The sequence below is a fragment of the Pseudomonas sp. LBUM1647 genome, assembly GCF_059716175.1.
This window is the reverse complement of record NZ_CP166809.1, coordinates 2621426-2640343: the sequence shown is the minus strand read 5'-3', so window position 1 is coordinate 2640343 and position 18918 is coordinate 2621426. Positions and strand designations below refer to the sequence as shown.

Below are 18918 nucleotides of genomic sequence, written 5' to 3'. Positions count from 1 at the left end.
TCACCGGCCTGCAGCAGGCCAGGAGTGCCGCATCATGAGTCGTCACCGTTCGCATTTCAATCTTGGACTGGGCGCCTGTTTGTCAGTCTCGCTATCGGCGGTTGCCGCCGACGGCCCGACGGTTCACGTGTACAACTGGTATGACTACATAGGCCCCACGACCCTGCAGGATTTCAAGCGTGACACCGGGATCGCGCCGGTCTACGACACCTTCGACAGTGCCGAAGTTCTGGAGGGCAAATTGCTCACCAGCCGCAGCGGATACGACGTGGTGGTGGCCAGCAACTTCAGCTTGCCGACGCTGATCAAGGCCGGTGCCCTTGCGCCTCTGCCCCACGCTCAGATGCCCGATTTCAAAAACATGGACGCTGATCTGTTGGCGAAACTGGCCAACAACGATCCGGGCAACCAATACGCCGTGCCGTATCTGTGGGGCACCAATGGCATAGGCTACAACATCGACAAGGTCCGCGCCGCGCTGGGCGATAAGGCGCCGGTGGATTCCTGGGACCTGGTGTTCAACGAAGCGAACCTGGCCAAGCTCGGCGAGTGCGGCGTGGCCATGCTCGACTCGCCGGCCGAGATGCTGCCGGTCGCCCTGCACTACCTTGGTCTGCCACCTAACAGCACCAACCCCGAGGACTACAAGAAGGCCGAAGCGCTGCTGCTCAAGCTGCGTCCGCACATCGCCTACTTCAACTCGTCCAAGTTCATCAGCGACCTGGCCAACGGCAACATCTGCGTGGCGGTGGGTTGGTCCGGCGCGATGCTGGAAGCCAAGACCAATGCCGAGCAGGCGAACAACGGCGTGAAGATCGCCTACAGCCTGCCGAAGGAAGGCGCGCCGGTGTGGTTCGACACCCTGGTGTTGCTCAAGGACGCGCCGCACCCGGAACAGGGTTTGGCCTTCATCGACTACCTGATGCGCCCCGAAGTCATCGCGCCGGTCAGTGATCACCTCTCCTACCCCAATGGCAACCGCAGCGCGACGCCACTGGTGGCCGAAGCGACCCGCAACAATCCTGCCGTGTATCCGTCGGCCGAAGCCATGGCCACGTTATTCACCCTTCAGCCTCTGCCGCCCGCCACCGAACGCGTGCGGACGCGAATCTGGAGCAAAGTCAAAAACGGTCAGTAAGCCTGATGTGAGACACCTGTGGGAGCGAGCTTGCTCGCGATGAGGCCATCACATTTAACACTGATGGCGACTGATCCACCGCTATCGCGAGCAAGCTCGCTCCCACAGGGTTCGCGCCTTGATTGGATAGGGTTAGTACCCCTTTTTTCTGCCACGAATTGAAGATGAGAGAAACGATGAAGCCACGTGCCCGCGACCTGAGTATCCAGTTCGGCCAACTGCAACCCGGCCCGCTCAACGCCATCACCGATGTGCCCGGCGTACGGGTCGGCCACAGCAATGTGCGAGGACGCACCGCCAACGGCCGCGACATCCTGACCGGCGTCACCGTGATCGAGCCGCGTGCCGGTTCCACCAGCCTGCAACCGTGCTTTGCCGGCGTCCATGTGCTCAACGGCAACGGCGACGCGACCGGTCTTGAATGGATTCGCGAAGCAGGCCTTTTGACCAGCCCGATCGCCTTCACCAACACCCACAGCCTGGGTGTGGTGCGCGATGCGCTGGTGACACTGGATCGCCAGAACCAGCCCGATGACGGGCGACTCTACTGGAACATGCCAGTGGTGCTGGAAACCTTCGACGGTCTGCTCAACGACATCAACGGTTTCCACGTGAAGCCTGAACATGTGGCCGAAGCCCTGCGCACGGCGGTGGGCGGTCCGGTGATCGAAGGCGCCGTCGGCGGTGGCAGCGGCATGATCTGCCACGAATTCAAGGGTGGAATCGGCACCGCTTCGCGGCAGCTGAACCGTGCTCAGGGCGGCTGGACCGTCGGCGCCATCGTCCAGGCCAACCATGGCATCCGCAACGAACTGCGCGTTGACGGTTACCCGGTCGGGCGCTACATGGAAAAGGCCGACTCGCCGTTCCTCAAGGCGTCCTTGCCGCATCCGGGCATGGGCTCGATTGTCGTCTGCCTGGCCACCGATGCACCGTTGCTGCCGCACCAGTGCACGCGCCTCGCGCAGCGCGCCAGCCTCGGTCTTGCCCGCACCGGCGGCGGCAATGAAGACCACAGCGGTGACATCTTCATCGCCTTCGCCACCGGCAACCAGCACGTGCCGCCCGCCGCTTACGAGAGCAAACGTGCGCCGACCACCGACAACCTGAGCATGGTCAACAACGACCACATCAGCGAGTTGTTCCTGGCCGCCACCGAAGCCGTAGAAGAAGCAATCATCAATGCCTTGCTGGCCTCCGACACCGCCGAAGGCAATGGCCATGCGGCGCCAGGACTGGACGCCGGGACGCTGCTCAACGCCTTGCGTCGGGCGGGCTGGCCGGGTGAACAGGGCTAACAGGGCTAACAGGATGGAGGTGTCTGGATGCCGCAAAGAGCTCGCGACCGAGGCTTTTCGCGGCGTCCAGGTGCACCGCTGGGTCCTGAATTTCCGATTCGAGCAGCAGCTCGGACGTCACCACCTGAGCACCGCAATAATCAAAAATCCCATGGTCAATCTGCGTCTTCATAGCCTCGGCATAACCGTGCCGGGCGTAGGTTGCAGCGTCGGCACCGCCCACACCGATCAGGTGAACCCGCAGATGACCAAGCTTCTTCTCCAGCTTGGCATCCGCCGTGAAATCGAACGCCCAGCCGTTGGCGAACACCCGATCAATCCAGCCCTTGAGCAACGCCGGCATCGACCACCAGTAGACCGGATAAATCAGCACCAGCGCATCGGCGCGGTCTACCCGCGCTTGCTCGACAATCACATCAGCAGGGGGCGGCGCTTCCCGGTGATGCACCGCCAGATCAGCGACGCTGAACCTCGGATCGAACCCTTCGGCTGAGAGGTCGGCGATTTCAACGGTATGACCGGGATCGTCCAGGGCTATGCCCTGAGCGACTTGCGCAACCAGGCTATGGGTAAGCGAACGAGGATCGTGATGAGCCACAACGATAAGCGCGTGCATGCTGGAAACTCCTGATTGAGAGCACAAGGCGGACCTTATATACTCCTGGTAAGTTACGATCATTAAGTTACTTTTGGTACATAGCCATGTCAACCACCGAAACAGACGCGCAAGATTCCACGCCGCAACCGCGACGACGAATGTCCCGGGAGGACCGCCAACGCCAGTTGCTGGACGTCGCCTGGCAACTCGTTCGGGAAGAAGGTACGGACGCGCTGACATTGGGGCGCCTTGCCGAGCTAGCCGGGATCACCAAACCGGTGGTGTACGATCACTTCACGACACGACCCGGGTTACTGGCGGCGCTCTATCAGGACTTTGACGCTCGACAGACAGCGCTGATGGATGCTGCGCTTCAGAGCAGCGAACCGACTTTACCCGGCACCGCCAGGGTGATCGCTTCGTCATATGTCGACTGCGTGCTGCTTCAGGGCAACGAGATTCCCGGCGTCATCGCGGCACTGGCCAGCTCCCCGGAACTGGAGAAGATCAAGCGTGAATACGAAGCGATTTTCCTGAACAAATGCCGAGCCGCCCTCGCCCCCTTTGCTGGCGCGGGTGAGATCAAGGCAGCGGGATTGCGGGCGATGCTCGGTGCGGCGGAAGCCTTGTCACACGCCGCGGCGAATGGAGAAATCAGCGCCGTGCAGGCACAGGACGAACTGTATGAAACCATCATCGCGATGGTCGAAAGAAGTGCCCGTGGCGACGCTGGAAACATCGCGGAAACTGACGCCGCAATGATGGATTCGACTAGCGGTACTTGAGCGCCAACCCCCAACTTTCTACGATGATTCTACGCAGCCGCTTGTTTGCTCAAGCCGTTGCGTAAGAGGTGAGTGAAATGAACCCCTACCAAGCTCACCACTTGTTTCATGCGCATCTTGAGCCTCGAGGGCTCTACTTCCTCCCCATCAAAGAGCTTTGAGGCTCTTTTTTATCTGCACGAATTCCAGACACAAAAAAAACCGGCATTTGGCCGGGCTTTGCGCTATCTAAAAGACAAAAAAAATCCCCTGTGGGAGCGAGCTTGCTCGCGATGGCGGCGGATCAGTCCATATTGATGTTGAATGATCAACCGCTATCGCGAGCAAGCTCGCTCCCACAATTGACCGAGTTGCCTGGACGAATGCGGTCTAACGTTTCACTTCACCCCAGTCGCTCCCGGACAAACTCATTCGCCTTGCGCGTCATCTGGTCCAGATGCCGGTCACGCTGTTTTTCCGCATCGAGCATGGCCCGCTTGCCGTGTTTTTGCAGCAGGTACGTATGAATCTGTCGCACCTCCAGCGAGCTGTAGATCGATGCCACGTCCAGCACGGCCATCAAGCCATCACTGCCGTGATCGCGGGTGTTCATCAGCACTTGAGTTGCGCGCACGCCCACTACCTGAAACCCCATTGCCTCAAAATACGGAACCTTGGCCACCGCGCACGTCAGCTCGGCATGAGGATAGCGGCCGACCATCTCCCCCAGCATCCGCCGGGCAATACCTTGGCGTCGATGGCTGGCACTCACCGCCATATACGCAACACCGCACGCATCGGGATCGTCCTTGACCGGCAGGTACAGCAAGAAGCCGACAACCTTCTCGGGGTCGTCTTCGTCGGTCGCGACGAGCAACTCCACCGCAATCCCTTTCGCCCCGTTCAACGCTTCCAGATAGAGGTGAACCTCATAGCCGATCGCGTACTGGTACACGTTGTACAACAGGTTGCTCGGCGCGATAGCGACCATGCTGATGTCGGTCAGGTAATCGACCACCATTTGCAGGATCTGGCTATTGATGTGCTCGGGGCACGGGGTTTTGAATTGGGTGATCTGGGGCATTCGTGGCTCTGACTCTGGGGCGGACGTGAAGAGTGTGTTCGCGGGCGTGCCTATCATAACCGACGCCATGCGCGCCTGGCCGAGTTACTGCTCCGGCGCAACCATCCGAAACCGGATATTGATCTTGTCCGAGACGACACCGTCGGCCCATTCACCTTCACCGACTTTGAAGTCGCTGCGCTTGAGCGTTAACTGGCCATCGAAAATCCCGATGGCGTTTTCGGCCTTCAGGAGCACCGGTACCTCCACGACATGCGTGATCCCCCTGAGCGTGAGTTTGCCGGTGATCGAGTAACGGTTGTCGCCCAGTACTTTCACGCCGGTCGATTCAAACGTCGCCACTGGATACGTTGCCGTGTCGAACCAGGCTGGTTTTTGCAGCTCGCTGTTGGCGTCGCTGCTTCCGGCGTCGATGCTGTCGAGCTGGATGGTGAGCGCGGCCCGGCCTGCCGACGGGTTCGCCGTGTCGAAATCAAGCGTGGCCTCGAACTTGCCGAACGTACCGTACACCCGCGAGGAAAACTGTTTATAGGTGAAGGAGATCGTGCTGGCGGTTTCATTGACCTGCGTGTATTCGACCGCCTGGACACAAGGCAACGCGCCGAATGCAAGGGCGGCCACCAGCACGGCGCAGGTCGGGAATCGGTGTTTCATGGGATTCTCCGGTTGGGCTCCCGTCATGAGCTGAGGCGCCGTACAGGTATGCCAGCGATAGGTGGACTAAAGCAAACAAATGCCGTTAATTCCACCTGCCGCTCAGACTTCCGACCACCTGTCTGGCAACGCGAAGGACCGCCCGATACGGCCGCTGTCAGGGTGTTTAATAACTGTCCCAACTCACCGCATCGGGAGACCGGCCATGAAATTCGTCATCATTGGAGGAAGCGGGCTGATCGGCAGCAAAGTCTGCAAGAACCTCCAGGATCTGGGGCATGAAGTCATATCAGCGTCACCGAGTTCCGGCATCAACGTCATCACCGGCGAAGGCCTGGCGGACGCGCTCAAGGGCGCCGACGTGGTGGTCGACGTGGCCAACTCCCCCTCATTTGAGGATCATGCGGCGTTGCATTTCTTTGAGACCGCCGGGCATAACCTGTTCGCTGCCGAGAAGGTAGCCGGCACCCAACACCATGTTGCCCTGTCAGTCGTCGGCACCGAACGGATGCTCGACAGTGGTTACTTCCGGGCCAAAATGGCCCAGGAAAAACTCATCAAGGCGTCAGGCGTTCCCTACACCATCCTGCGGGCCACACAGTTCTTCGAGTTCATTGGTGCCATTGCTTACTCAGGTCGCGAGGACGGCAACACCATCCATTTAACGTCCGCCGCGTTGCAACCGGTGGCCTCGGTCGATGTCGCGGCCGCACTGACGGCTATCGCTCAAAAACCGCCGATCAATCAGACCGTGGAAGTGGCCGGGCCGGATCGCCAACCCATTGTCGAGTTTGTGAGTGAGTACCTGAAACACACCAAGGACCCGCGCGAAGCCGTCCCGGATGACACGGTTCCTTACTTTGGCGCCCCGATCAATGACAAGTCCCTCACGCCAGGCGATAGCCCCATTGTCGGAGCGACCCGGTTTGAAGATTGGCTAGAGGCCGCACATCCCTCTTGAGTCGCTGGCGATGATGATCAGCCGGTTCAGCGAAACTGAACCCGCTCTCATCGTTCAGGTATCAGCTCTTCACAGGCAACGGCTTGCAAGCAAATCGGGCTGCGATAGGATGACGCCCGGATTTTCGATAGCGACTCGCATGGCGAGAAGGATTGCTGATGTTCATTGGAAGACTCGCCGGGCTCACCGGCTGCACCCCGAAAGCCATTCGACTTTACGAACAGATGGGGTTGATCCCGGAACCGGATCGCCAGGGTCGATATCGCGTTTACACCTCACATCACCTCACGCTCGTGCGCCTGATCCGCCGGGCACAGGTCGCCGGTTTCAAGCTCGCCGAGATGGTGCCTCTCATCGCGGCAAAGAACACACTGAAAGCCTTTCCCGTGGAACTGGCCAACGAAGCGATCGACCTCAAGCGCCAACAAGTCTTCGGGAAAATAGCCGACTTGCTGACCTTGGCTGATCACCTCAGCGAACTCAAAAGCGAGATCAATTGCCTTTTTGAACCGGGCGCAGTGATAACGCCTCATAGCGATGCGTCGAGCACTGGCCTAGATAGATAAACGTCGATTGCAGGGCAACTTCCGGCGCTCGTGGACGGAAGCCCAATTCGGTCCTGGCCTTGGTGATGGCGTATTCCTGCTTGACGCCGTGGAACATCCTGACCTGACTGAGCAACAGTTGGGCTGGCCGACCGGTCAACCCGGCCCAACGCTCCTGCATCCACGCCACCGCGACCAACAGCCATTTGGGTGCTGGCGGTGGTGGGCGATAGCCAGGTGAAACCACGTTCGCGGCATCAATGATCTCGGCCAGTGAAGAGGACCACTCATTCGCCAGAATGTAGCGCTGCCCTGACCGGCCTTTTTCTGCCGCGAGGATCATCCCCAGGGCGACATCTCGCACGTCGACAAAATTGAAATGAAAGCCCGGGTCCAGAGGCATTTGCCGCCGCCTGACCGAATCGACAAACTTCATGGTGTCAGTCAGCTTGGCCGCGTTGGGGCCGATCATCGCCGAGGGCAACACCGAGACCATCCAAAGGTTCAGGGCCTGCGCCGTACGCCAGGCCATTTGCTCCGACAGAATCTTGGACGCGTAATAGGCATTCTCGTCCTCGTCATTCCAGTGCTCTTCATCGAGCTTCTGCCCGTTCTGACCGATGGCCGCAACGGAACTGACATACACCACGCGCTTGACCCCGGCCTTCGCCGCCGCCTGCAAAACGCGGCGTGTTCCTTCCACATTCGGTTCGATAATCTCGGCGTGCGGATGCCTCGCCCAATGCTTGAACACCGCCGCGACCTGAAACAGCACGTCGACCCCTTTCAACGCCTCGAGCATGGCCGCTTCGTCGAGCAGTTCGGCATACACCCTTTCGCAGTCCAGCCCTTCGAACGCTGCCGAATCGTTCACATCACGAACCCCGGCGCGGACTCGGTAACCCTGATCGAGCAAGGCTCTGACCAACGTATTGCCCAAATGCCCATTGGCGCCTGTGACCAGACATAACTGACTCATACAACTGTCCCCCTCGCTTGAACAAACATCCGTTTTGGCGAGGACGACCTTAGGCTCTGTCCCGTGGGACAGAGTCAAGCATCAGCGGATCAAAAGATCGCAGCCTGCGGCAGCTCCTACAGGTGTACGCCGATCCAATGTAGGAGCTGCCGAAGGCTGCGATCTTGGCGCCTGCAATCGCACCGGCTCTTTCAAGCGAACAAAAAAATGGGCCGCATTGCGAACCGCAGCCCATCGCTCACACAGAACGCTGCTGAGTGGCGCTGGACTCTCGCAGCCACGCCCGCTGCAACAGCCTGATGACCTCGGCATCCGAGGTCTGGGTAAAGTCCATGTACCAACGACTGATCGACATCATCCAGTCGGGAATGATCGGGCATATCAGCTCATCCACCTCACTGCGCAGCGCCTCCGCCGTCTCAATCGGCGCCACTGGCACGGCGACGACGATGCAAGACGGCGCGTGCACACGCACCGCGTGGATCGCCGCCATCATCGAGGCGCCTGTCGCCAGGCCGTCGTCGATCAGGATCACCACCTGATCCTTGAGTTGCACAGGCGTGCGCGTTCCCCGGTAAACCTGCTCGCGGCGAAGCAGCTCCCGGGTTTCCCGTGCGACCACGTCATCGAACGTGGCCGGGTCAATCGGATGAACCCGCAGCGCCTGTTCATTGAGGATTTGTATGCCGCCGCTGGCGATAGCGCCCATGGCAAATTCTTGATGAGACGGAACACCCAGCTTGCGCACCAGCATCAGGTCCAGACGAACGTCCAGTGCAGCGGCCACTTCATAGGCCACCGGCACACCGCCACGGGGCAAGGCGAGGATGATGACATCGGGGCGATGAGCGTATTTGAGCAGCGGTTCCACCAGACGTCGCCCGGCTGCTGCCCGGTCCTGCAGGATGGTGGGTGATGAGGGACTCATTTGAAAACCTCCTCAGGCGATCACGCCTGTCGGTTCGCATCATACGGTCACCAGAGATTGTCAGTCTGAAGGTGGCCGACAGCAAGTCCGCCCGCCTACACCAACCGCTCGATCTTCTGATGCTGCCAGACCATTTTGTAATACGCCGTCTGCAACGCCAGCATCCCCAGATACGCCACCGGAAACGCCATCCACACACCCTGCAACCCGAAGTGCCCGTCCAGCACATACGCCACCGGCAACTGCACCCCGACCACACAAAAAATCGAAATCGCCATCGGCACCAGCACCGAACCGCTGGCGCGCATGATGCCGCCGACAATCGCCTGGAAACCGAACACCAACAGACTCCACAGCATGATGTGCAACAGATGCTCCGCCATCGCCCGGGTGGAATCATCCGTGAGGAACAACCCCAGCAACCAGTGCGACAACAGATAACCCAACACCACCAACCCACCGGTCAGGCACACATTGATCAACAGCCCCGTGCGCAGAATCGGCCCCATGCGCTCAAGCCGCCCTGCCCCAATCGCCTGAGCACCGAGGATCGACGCCGTGATCGCAATCGACAGCGCCGGGAACTGCACATAATTGACGATCTGCGTCACCGCGCCATACGCCGCCGTCGCCTGCGAACCGTGCTGATTCACCAGCGCCAGAATCACCAGCTCCGACACCGACAACACCACCATCTGCAACCCGGTCGGCAGCCCGATGCGCAACACCTTGCCGAGAATCACCAGATCCAGCCGCATCGCCGCAAACATCTCCCGATCCGGCGCCAACGGATGCCCCTTGCGAATCAACCGCCACGCCAGCCACCCCATCGCCGACAAATTACCCGCCAACCCCGCATACGCCGCACTCTGAATCCCCATCATCGGCAACCCGAACCAACCCCGAATCAACGCCGGCGTCAGCGCCAACCCGATACACGTCGACACCACCAACGCAATCAGCGGCGACACCGTATCGCTCACCCCGCGCAGCAGTTGGGTGAAGAGCACGTAGACCAGGAGCGACGGCATGATCCACATCATCACGTGGGCGTAGGACACGGCGTCGTCGATAACGTCGGCCGGTGTGCCCAGGCCTTGCAGGGCGGGCCTTGCGAATACGCTGCCGAGTACGGCTGCTGTCAGTCCGATCATTGCGCCCAAGAGCAGCGTTGTGCCGGCGATGGTTTTCACCAGATGCGGCTCACGCGCGCCCCAGGCTTGGCCGATGAGCACCCCCGCACCCGCGCCGAGGCCGATGACCAGGGCGATGAAGAAGAAGACGATGGGGAACATACCCGAGACGGCAGCCAGGGCTTGGGTGCCGAGCATTTGGCCGATGTAGATGCTGTTGATGGTGCCCGACATGGATTGGAGGAAATTGGAGAGGACCATGGGGGCCAGGAAAAGGAGGTAGGTTTTCCAGAGTGGGTGTTGGGTGGTGGGGGTTTGCATTGAGGGTCCGTCTCGGGTGCGATCGCGGTTTGCAAATTCTACGCTAGAGGACTGGGCACCACCCGTTCGATTGCGCAGATTTGGACAGCATGAGTAATGTTCGCTTTCGGCCGAGGCTGTGTAAAAACGTTTTTGAGCGCCGGCAGTATCTTAAATTGAGCCAAAAATCGTGCTCCTGCGTAAATTCCAGATCTGCTGAACGGCCCGAACGACTGCAGATTTTGCGGAGAAGCGCAGACCATCAAAACGTGGATGTGTTTTTACACAACCTGGGCGAATAGCGGACGTTGGATCAAATCCGATCTGACAAATTGCGGACAGTTGCCTGCCTTACTCAAATCTTCCTTCTATTAAACCCGGTTTCGCGATGTGAAAAAGGTCGTCACTGCGGCGAGTACCAGCAGGATAGAACTGGCGAGAAATGTCATGCGATAACCGCTCCCGTCGAACAGCAGCCCGCCGAGGGTAGAGCCCAGCGCAATGGATAGCTGAATGACTGCCACCATCAGGCCGCCACCGGCTTCAGCATCGTTGGGCAAAGCCTTGGCCAACCACGACCACCACCCCACAGGTGCCGCTGTCGCGATCAGACCCCACATCCCCAGCAATACAAAAGCTGCCATGACTCCCCCGCCAAAAACAATCAAGGAAAGCGCAATGGCAGCCATCAAGAGTGGAATGCAGACTAGGACACGGTACATGCCGGTTTTCAGGAAAGTACCGATCAGAATGGTCCCGACAAAACCCGCCACGCCGATGACCAGCAGAATTATTGACAGCATAGAGACATCTACACCAGTGACGGTTTCCAGGAACGGGCGCAGATAGGTGAACAATACAAACTGCCCCATGAAGAAAATGCCCACACTCAACATGCCGAAACTGACCAATGGGCTCTTAAACAATCGGAAGACATTGCCAGCGCCCGGTTTGCGCGGCGCCGCCGTCATAGCTGGCAGGCTGATCCACTGCCAGATCAACGCGATGATCGCTACCGGAATAAGGCAGAAAAAAGCACCCCGCCAACCGATGACACTCCCCAGATAGCTTCCCAGTGGTGCGGCCACTACGGTTGCCAAAGCATTGCCGCCGTTGAAGATTGCCAGAGCCTTGGGCACGCTATGGGCAGGTACTAGGCGCATGGCCATTGCCGCCGACATCGACCAGAATCCGCCGATCACCACGCCGATCAGCGCACGACCAATCATGTACACCGTATAGTTCGGCGCCAGACCGACCACCAGCCCTGACACACACATAATCCCGGTCAGTAGAAGCAACAGCGTCTTGCGGTCCATTGAACCCGCTAGCCTGGAAATCGAAAGGCTTGTCAGCACCGCGAAGGCGCCGGAGATGGCGATCCCATACCCGGCCAGTCCTTCACTGATTTGCAGATCCGATGCAATCGGCGTGAGCAAACTGACAGGCATGAACTCCGAGGCGATCAGCGCGAATACGCACAGTGTCATCGCAAAGATGCCACTCCAGTAAGCCGGCAGTTCCCCAGTCCCCGGCGTGCCGAGGGCCTCACCTGCCGGGGTGTCGAATACTTGAGCCGTCATTCAAAAACCTCTCATCAAATAGTTGTTGGCTGAAGCACTGGCCTTTTAGCCAACCACCGTCAGGTGCCGGGTAAAAAAGGCGGTGAGCTTGGTCCAGGGAATCAAGTTCACGCGGTCGTACAGATCCACGTGACCCGCGCCGGGAACCCAGGCCAGTTCCTTAGGTTCGGCGGCGCGTTGGTAGGCGTCCTCGCTGAACTCTCTGGAGTGCGCCTGATCGCCAGATATGAACAGCAGCGGACGCGGGGAAATCGTTTCGATATCGTTGAATGGATAGAAATTCACGAACCTGACTTCACTGGTCAAGGCGCGATTTTGCGTCAGTTCCAACGTACTGCCATGAGGGATATGGATGCCGCGTGGCGTGCGATAGAAGTCCCAAAACTCGCGAGTTACCGGGTCGGTTTCCTTGCCAGGCTGCGCAGGCAGATAGTTCAGAAATTGCAATGTTCCGGTAGAGAACTCGTCATAGCGTTGCTCGGCGGCTTTGGCGAGCATGGCCTGGCGTTGCTCGACAGTCACTGAGTGCCTCAGACCATGACGGGTGACGGCGCCCATGTCGTACATGCTGACGGTGGCCACGGCTTTCAAACGCAGATCCATCTTGGCCGCACTGATGGCAAAGCCACCGCTGCCACAGATACCCAGTACGCCGATACGGTTGCGATCGATAAAGTCCCGCGTGCCAAGGTAGTCAACGGCGGCACTGAATGCGTCGGCATACATTTCGGGGGCAACCTGGTTACGAGGCAGGCCCTCACTCTCTCCCCAGAAAGGCAAGTCAATCGCCAGCGTGATGAAGCCTTGTTCCGCCAGCTTTTGTGCATAGAGCATGGAGCTTTGCTCTTTGACTGCTCCCATGGGATGACCGACGATAATTGCAGGCGCTTTAGCGTTTCTAGCCAGATTTTTGGGCGTTACAAGATTGCCCACAATTTGAAGATTGTATGAGTTCTTGAAGGTCACCTTTTGCACGGTGACCTTGTCGCTTTTGTAAAAATTGTCGGCGCCTTCCGGCGGGCTGACAGCGCTTTTCGAGTCAGCTGCTAAGGCAGAACCGCCTGCGACTGAAAGGACGCCCAGAGCCGCAATGCTGACGCCGGTGGCCTTTACAAATGCGCGCCGATCAAGCCCTTGAGAGTCCAAGGCTTCTGTAGCTTCAAGGAGGGTTACAGGTGTCTCGCTCATCATCAGTACTCCGTTCCAGATAGGTGACAGAGCTTGACGGATTAGAGATATCTTGATTAGTAGGCGTAATCTTCATGTAGTTTTGAGAAAAACTCAGTAATGGCCAATACCAAAGTCAACGACCTCCAAGCTTTTCTGGCGGTGGCGCGAGATCAAAGTTTTACGAAAGCCGCCGCCAAACTGGGCATTACTCCTTCTGCGCTGAGTCATACGATCCGGGCACTTGAACAAAGACTGGGGATACGACTGCTGGCCCGCACGACACGCAACGTGTCGCCCACAGAGGCGGGAGAAAGATTGATGCGCTCGATCGCTCCGCTTTTTGATCAGATCACCGCCGAGCTTGAAGCGCTGGGCGAGCTGCGGGACAAGCCCAGTGGCACGATTCGTATTTCCTGTACTGATGATCAGATTGAGTTGTGCATTCGGCCGATGCTTGCAAGCTTCCTGAAGAGCTACCCGGATATCACACTGGAGTTCTACGTCGACTATGGATTCACCAACGTGGTCGAGGAGCGATTTGATGCTGGCATTCGCATGGGCGAATCGATCAGCAAAGACATGATCGCCGTTCGCATAGGGCCGGATTGGCGGTTGGCTGTGGTGGGCTCTCCAGAATATTTCGAACGCAACCCGGCACCAACAACCCCCCATGAGTTAACCGGGCATGACTGCGTGAATATCCGACACAGACCATCAGGGGCGATCTACGCATGGGAATTTGAAAGGAATGGCCAGGCTTTTACCGTCAAGGCAGATGGACAACTTGTTTTCAACAGCATCATGCATGTACTCAATGCCGCCGTTGATGGCGTTGGCTTGGCCTACGTACCAGAGGAATTGGTAGCACCATATCTGGCCGACGGCCGACTCAAAGAAGTCTTGGCCGACTGGTGCCCTGAGTTTCAGGGTTACCATTTGTATTACCCCAACAGACGCCAGGCGTCTCCCGCCTTTTCTGCATTGGTGGAGGCGCTGAAATATAAAAGCTGAGCGTTCTAGACTCGACGCGCTGCAACGTCTGCTATGGGTTGTGGATTCAACCGGCCGTTCGCCAAAGACTACTTCCGGCGAAAGTTGCCTGCCTTCAAAGATCGCGATGCTGCGTTTTTTTGGGGAGCCCAAGTGCTCTCCAATATCACACCTGCTTTCCATACCGGTCCTACAGCAACCTCGGAAATCGTTCCTATCCCCCATGCAGAGAAAAAATCTATAGTCACCCCGCCGCTCACTCAGCGACCAGGTTTGGCGACCTGCAGATCGGGTCAGTTCTCATAAATCTGATTCGGAGTTTCACCTATGGAAAGATACATGCCCCTCACCGGAATCGACCTGATCCCGGCCTCCCTGCTCATCGACACCCAAGCCCCACTCGACGTCCTGCAAGCCATGGCCGACTACCGCATCCGCACGGTCACACAGGTTGTGGAAAACATCGCCTACCGCGCCGAGCTCGGTTGCGACACGGTGGTGCTATCCGACTTTTCCAAACTGTTGGCCATTCCGTTGCGCGATGGCTGTGACTTGATGGATGTGATCGGCCGACGCTTGAGGGCGCAGGCGGCGGAGTAAATGAAAACGGGCGCCCGCTCGGCGCCCGTTTTTTTTGTCCGGAAACGTGAGTGGCACAGATTGGTAAACCACGTGGCTGAATAATTAATCCCGGCCAAAAGCTGACAGATAGCCAACAAATGCATTGGCGATCCTCTGCCCTCCAGCACTCACTTCAAAGCTGCATACGTTTCTTCAAAGCCCTTAAGCGCTTGGTCAACCTTGTATCGCAGCATCAACGAAGCGGACAGCTTGACCATCGAATCGAATAGAGCGTGGCCCGATTGGATTTTGCACTCACCTATGCATACATCTCTAGGTGATGCAGTTTCATACGCATAAGCCGTGTAAAAAACCGCACCTTCCTCCGTGTTAAGTCCGACGAGTATGTACCTAGCCGGAATTTCGGAATCCACCCGGTCATAAAGTGAAAACTGCAGTTCATCTTCAAAAGGGATAAACAACGCTGTCGCCGACATGACGAAAAGTGCTGCCACATCCATTGCTTCCTCAACGTCCAGAAGGCTCGGTGCCTGATATGTATGCTCAAGCGTGTTACGCATTTTGACGATTTTCCGGAGCAGGGTTGGAGCTAGAAGCCCCATGGCGAGCAGCTTTTCAACTTTGCGTGGGACATCCCATCTAAATGAACCAAACCCAAATGAGACCAGCAGTTGATCCATCTGGCTAACGATTGCTCGCTTTGCATTCGTCGTCGCGTTTATCAATGCAGAAAGCCCACCGCGCTCGTAGTCGTCCTCTGCAAGAAGTAGAAATGCGACTGGAGAGGTTTTGAGCTCAACAAGACTAAAACTCCCTCCTTGTAACGACACTGCTGCGTTACCTAGATCAATGCTATGAGCAGTACAAAACGCCTTGATGTCCATTAGAGTTCCTGTCCATGACCTTCGACTGTTAGCTGAGGAGGATAGTACAGGGCCGGAAAACATCGCCTACCGCGCCGAACTCGGTTGCGACACGGTGAGTGCTGTCGGACTTCTCCAAACTGCTGGCAATGCCATTGCGCGATGGCTGTGACTTGATGGACGTGATCGGCCGGCGCTTACGGGCTCAAGCAGCGGAATAAACGAAAATGGGCGCCGTGACTGCGCCCGTTTTTTGTGTCCGCAAACAAAGAGGTGCGCCAATATCCATCGGACTTGCCAGCTCCGAGCGAAATCAAGGATTGTGTGCGCAAATGGCTGAAGCGGAGGTCATCGCATGGTCAACTTCCCAATGGCCGAAAATCCATCGTTCCACAGTTTGGATGAACTCAAAAATGGGTCAAATGACTGAACAATTGATCGATGTTCTGGATCAACTCGCCATCGTACTTGAAAGCGATGGAGCCACTGACTGGAGCCAGTGGATGCGCAAAGCCAAGGCACACTTGATGAACTCTGATTACTACGGGTTGAATACTTGTTGTCAGCCTTTGGCGGAATGGGCTCGTTCAATGACCTGATCCTTGGGCAACACCACGTCGATGGTGTTTGGGCCTGGAAGCCCGGGTATGTCGAGTTGAACACAAGATTTGATGCGTTACGCAGCGAAGCCGCAGCGCTCGCCAGTGCCATAAAACGTGCGCAGTAAAATAAATCTGAGAATCATCTGGCCGGCCTCCCCACCTTTCGGGTGCGGCCCTGCAATGCTGTTGTTCGGGCTCGCAATCACTGACTCGTATTAGAGGTCGCTACCCGAAACGTTCAAGCAGACCCTTGAAATGACAATCAGGCCCTGCGCGTGGAGCAATACTCCACAATCAGCTGAGTGACCGCTGCCACAATCGCCTGATCCGCGTCAGGCGAGGTGAACAGCCGACATTGCGCATCCGGCAAATCCGGCAACCCTTGTTCTACCCCAACAACCGCCAATCCTTGCCCCAACTGACTGAGTGGCATGGGCGCTACTGCGAAGCCTGCCAGGGCGGCCGCCCGCAACCCGGCAGTGCTGCTGCACAACATCGCCGTGCGTTGGGCGATCCCCGCCTGCGCCAGCCTCGTCAGCGCGGCCTCGCGATAAGGGCACGGCTCGGGGAACAGGGCCAGCGGCAACGGCGTGGGTAACCGGGCGACGGGTTGCGCCGACCAGGCCCACACCAGCGGTTCTTGCCATAGCAACAGCCCCGCTTCGCTGGTTTCGCACAGCGAACCGATGACCACCTCCAGATGCCCTTGCTTCATCAGCGCCAGTAACGTACCCGGAATGCTTACCTGCACCTCGATCTCCATCCCGGGGTACTGCGCTGCGAAATCCTGAACAGTGCGCAGTAATCGAGACTCGACAAAATCTTCGGACACCCCGATCCGCAGCCGCCCGTGAAACGGCGTGCGTGTCAGGTCTGTCCAGGCATCACGGTTCAGCGCGAGGATCGTGCGCGCATAAGAGACGAGGCGCTCGCCATCGGGAGTCAGTTGCTGGGAACGGGTGGTGCGCGTCAACAGGGGTTTACCAATCTGTTCTTCCAATCGCCGCACGTGGCCACTGACCGCCGACTGAGTCAGGTGCAGCTTCTGAGCTGCACGGCTGAAGCCGTCTTCATCGACGACGGTGACAAATGTCTTGAGCAGCAGAGCATCGAACATAGTTTTATACGTGATCAATTGAGTGTGAATTTACGATTTATATTTCAAATCCAACTATGTTGCAATGCTCCCACCTGCCCTGCCCCATCATTCAAGGTGTGCCATGACGACTCTTCTCCATATTCAGTGTTCTCCACGCAAACAGCGTTCGGCTTCCCTGGAAGTCGCCCGCAGCTTCATTGTGCGTTATCAAGCAAACACCCCGAACACCGAAGTCATCACCCTCGACCTCTGGAACATGGTTCTGCCGGAATTCGATGATCTGGCCATGGAGGCCAAATACGCCGGGCTCAATGGCACGCCGTTGACCCCCGCACAACAAGACACTTGGAACACGTTAAAAGAGTTGGCAAGTCACCTGAACCCCGCGCGGATGTACTCGTGATGTCCGTACCGCTGTGGAATTTCAGCATCCCGTACAAACTCAAGCACTTCATAGACCTGGTATCGCAGAAAGACATCCTGTTCAGCGTCGACCCGGAACGCGGTCTGGAAGGCATGCTGCACAACAAACTCGCCGTGGTGATGTACGCCCGCGGCCTGGATTTTTCGGCGCAGTCGATCACACCGGCGGAGCGCTTCGATTTCCAGAAGCCCTACGTGGAAGCCTGGCTGAAATTTATCGGCGTCACGGATGTGCATTCGGTGATTGTGGAGAAAACCATCCTGGGGGAAGACGTTGATCGGCGCGCGCGTGAGGACGCGACTCAGCAGGCCAGGCGCCTGGCAGACAGTTTATCGTTGACGCTTCAGGCCCCCTACTGTTGAGGCAAGCCTTGACTTGAGACCGGCTAATGGGTGGTCCCTTTTGGTCCTGAGCTTACTCTTGCCTGACAATATCGACCGAGATCTCCACCGCCGCTATCGTGCCTCTGTTCTCAAGCCAGTGTGTGGTGTTCCTGTCCTCGGGCCAGCCCACTCCCGGACCATAATCCGTGGCGACTCCATTTCGATGGTCAGTGATCGTTCCTTGCAGAATGTAGACGGTGCCTGGTCTGTCTGTATGGTTGTGAATCGGCCCGAAGACGCCTCCAGGCTCGATGGTCACCCTGCGCATTCTAAGTTGGCGCCCTGCCATACCCTCGATCTCAGGCCCCAGGTCAATCGTTGCCAGTAACTTCACCGTAACGCCTTTCGTCTCAGGTGCCACCTGTTCGTTGCTCATCGCGCGCTCCCCTCTGTACGTACAGGGCCTGACTAGAAGTAGACACCCTAAAAGGTGTGATCAGTCGGGAGGCGACAAAGGGTCGATTGCCGCCCTTCGCGACAAGCTGTTATCGGCCAAAAGCAGTCTGTCGACAACAACAATTCTGCCTGTTTATTTGCGGCTACTAGGTTCAGGGCGTGCCCCTAAATAACTGATGCCTTCTAGGGATGCTGTCGCTGTTGCACGTTAAATACCAAAACTTGTCATGACCTAAAGCACTTTTCCCACTGCAATTGCAGCCAAGCCGAAAAAGCCATGGGAGAGCCTTCGCTAGCTATGGCTGCGTGTCGCCTGATGATCTGCACCGTATCCAAGGTGCAGACAATGCCAAGTCGAACCAGTCTTCTGAATCAGCACTTCGTCAGTTTTACTGCCAATGCGATTTATCGCGGTTCGAGTCAGCGAATCGCTGCAATGCGCAC

General features: G+C 57.8%; 20 protein-coding genes and 1 pseudogene. 10 read left to right on the top strand and 11 right to left on the bottom strand.

Going from position 1 to position 18918, the window contains the following annotated elements:
• Positions 1-34 precede the first annotated feature (34 nt).
• Both ACA059_RS11955 and ACA059_RS11950 read left to right on the top strand, forming a co-directional pair.
• Positions 35-1138, top strand: a complete 1104-nt coding sequence (locus ACA059_RS11955; protein ID WP_497633944.1) for a polyamine ABC transporter substrate-binding protein — start codon at positions 35-37, stop codon at positions 1136-1138.
• 176 nt (positions 1139-1314) lie between these two features.
• The gene (locus ACA059_RS11950; RefSeq protein ID WP_497633943.1) at positions 1315-2436 is read left to right on the top strand and encodes a DmpA family aminopeptidase; all 1122 of its coding nucleotides are present in this window, start codon (positions 1315-1317) and stop codon (positions 2434-2436) included.
• Here ACA059_RS11950 and ACA059_RS11945 read toward each other — a convergent pair.
• Positions 2393-3052: an NAD(P)H-dependent oxidoreductase gene (locus tag ACA059_RS11945; protein WP_497633942.1), complete on the bottom strand. Its 660-nt coding sequence runs from the start codon at positions 3050-3052 to the stop codon at positions 2393-2395. The genes ACA059_RS11950 and ACA059_RS11945 overlap by 44 nt on opposite strands.
• A gap of 86 nt (positions 3053-3138) precedes the next feature.
• Here ACA059_RS11945 and ACA059_RS11940 point away from each other — a divergent pair, with 86 nt between their 5' ends.
• The gene (locus ACA059_RS11940; protein ID WP_497633941.1) at positions 3139-3819 is read left to right on the top strand and encodes a TetR/AcrR family transcriptional regulator; all 681 of its coding nucleotides are present in this window, start codon (positions 3139-3141) and stop codon (positions 3817-3819) included.
• Between the two features lie 382 nt (positions 3820-4201).
• Here the strand turns inward: ACA059_RS11940 and ACA059_RS11935 are convergent, their stop codons facing one another.
• A complete protein-coding gene (locus ACA059_RS11935) occupies positions 4202-4882 on the bottom strand; it encodes a GNAT family N-acetyltransferase (RefSeq protein ID WP_497633940.1) in 681 nt (226 codons plus the stop codon).
• A gap of 84 nt (positions 4883-4966) precedes the next feature.
• Positions 4967-5536 (bottom strand): YceI family protein, encoded by a 570-nt coding sequence (locus tag ACA059_RS11930; RefSeq protein ID WP_497633939.1) that lies wholly within the window; start codon positions 5534-5536, stop codon positions 4967-4969.
• 205 nt (positions 5537-5741) lie between these two features.
• Between ACA059_RS11930 and ACA059_RS11925 the strand changes: the two genes are divergently transcribed.
• Together ACA059_RS11925 and ACA059_RS11920 are read left to right on the top strand one after the other, a co-directional pair.
• Positions 5742-6497, top strand: a complete 756-nt coding sequence (locus ACA059_RS11925) for an SDR family oxidoreductase (RefSeq protein ID WP_497633938.1) — start codon at positions 5742-5744, stop codon at positions 6495-6497.
• Between the two features lie 158 nt (positions 6498-6655).
• A complete protein-coding gene (locus ACA059_RS11920) occupies positions 6656-7063 on the top strand; it encodes a MerR family transcriptional regulator (RefSeq protein WP_497634658.1) in 408 nt (135 codons plus the stop codon).
• On the opposite strand, the gene ACA059_RS11915 is transcribed toward ACA059_RS11920, so the two are convergent.
• From ACA059_RS11915 to ACA059_RS11895, 5 genes are all read right to left on the bottom strand, one after another.
• Positions 6990-8021: an NAD-dependent epimerase/dehydratase family protein gene (locus tag ACA059_RS11915; RefSeq protein WP_497633937.1), complete on the bottom strand. Its 1032-nt coding sequence runs from the start codon at positions 8019-8021 to the stop codon at positions 6990-6992. The genes ACA059_RS11920 and ACA059_RS11915 overlap by 74 nt on opposite strands.
• 238 nt (positions 8022-8259) lie before the next feature.
• Positions 8260-8949 (bottom strand): phosphoribosyltransferase, encoded by a 690-nt coding sequence (locus tag ACA059_RS11910; RefSeq protein WP_497633936.1) that lies wholly within the window; start codon positions 8947-8949, stop codon positions 8260-8262.
• Between the two features lie 95 nt (positions 8950-9044).
• Positions 9045-10403 (bottom strand): MATE family efflux transporter, encoded by a 1359-nt coding sequence (locus ACA059_RS11905; protein WP_497633935.1) that lies wholly within the window; start codon positions 10401-10403, stop codon positions 9045-9047.
• A 350-nt stretch (positions 10404-10753) separates the two neighbouring features.
• Positions 10754-11965: an MFS transporter gene (locus tag ACA059_RS11900; protein WP_497633934.1), complete on the bottom strand. Its 1212-nt coding sequence runs from the start codon at positions 11963-11965 to the stop codon at positions 10754-10756.
• Positions 11966-12010: 45 nt separating this feature from the next.
• The gene (locus ACA059_RS11895; RefSeq protein WP_497633933.1) at positions 12011-13156 is read right to left on the bottom strand and encodes an alpha/beta hydrolase; all 1146 of its coding nucleotides are present in this window, start codon (positions 13154-13156) and stop codon (positions 12011-12013) included.
• A gap of 96 nt (positions 13157-13252) precedes the next feature.
• On the opposite strand from ACA059_RS11895, the gene ACA059_RS11890 reads away from it, so the two are divergent.
• On the top strand, positions 13253-14146 hold the full coding sequence (locus ACA059_RS11890; RefSeq protein ID WP_497633932.1) for a LysR family transcriptional regulator: 894 nt from the start codon (positions 13253-13255) through the stop codon (positions 14144-14146).
• Between the two features lie 306 nt (positions 14147-14452).
• Positions 14453-14725 carry a hypothetical protein gene (locus ACA059_RS11885; protein WP_497633931.1) on the top strand — a complete coding sequence of 91 codons (273 nt, stop codon included), beginning with the start codon at positions 14453-14455 and terminating at the stop codon, positions 14723-14725.
• Between the two features lie 149 nt (positions 14726-14874).
• On the opposite strand, the gene ACA059_RS11880 is transcribed toward ACA059_RS11885, so the two are convergent.
• A complete protein-coding gene (locus ACA059_RS11880) occupies positions 14875-15591 on the bottom strand; it encodes a hypothetical protein (RefSeq protein ID WP_497633930.1) in 717 nt (238 codons plus the stop codon).
• A 206-nt stretch (positions 15592-15797) separates the two neighbouring features.
• Between ACA059_RS11880 and ACA059_RS11875 the strand changes: the two genes are divergently transcribed.
• Together ACA059_RS11875 and ACA059_RS11870 are read left to right on the top strand one after the other, a co-directional pair.
• A complete protein-coding gene (locus ACA059_RS11875; protein WP_497633929.1) occupies positions 15798-16169 on the top strand; it encodes a hypothetical protein in 372 nt (123 codons plus the stop codon).
• Positions 16148-16297 carry a hypothetical protein gene (locus tag ACA059_RS11870; RefSeq protein ID WP_497633928.1) on the top strand — a complete coding sequence of 50 codons (150 nt, stop codon included), beginning with the start codon at positions 16148-16150 and terminating at the stop codon, positions 16295-16297. Before ACA059_RS11875 ends, ACA059_RS11870 begins: the two co-directional genes overlap by 22 nt.
• Positions 16298-16434: 137 nt before the next feature.
• On the opposite strand, the gene ACA059_RS11865 is transcribed toward ACA059_RS11870, so the two are convergent.
• Positions 16435-17289, bottom strand: a complete 855-nt coding sequence (locus ACA059_RS11865) for a LysR substrate-binding domain-containing protein (RefSeq protein ID WP_497633927.1) — start codon at positions 17287-17289, stop codon at positions 16435-16437.
• Between the two features lie 103 nt (positions 17290-17392).
• On the opposite strand from ACA059_RS11865, the pseudogene ACA059_RS11860 reads away from it, so the two are divergent.
• A pseudogene (locus tag ACA059_RS11860) lies at positions 17393-18057 on the top strand (FMN-dependent NADH-azoreductase).
• Positions 18058-18109: 52 nt separating this feature from the next.
• Here ACA059_RS11860 and ACA059_RS11855 read toward each other — a convergent pair.
• Positions 18110-18454 (bottom strand): cupin domain-containing protein, encoded by a 345-nt coding sequence (locus tag ACA059_RS11855; RefSeq protein WP_497633926.1) that lies wholly within the window; start codon positions 18452-18454, stop codon positions 18110-18112.
• Positions 18455-18918: the final 464 nt, after the last annotated feature.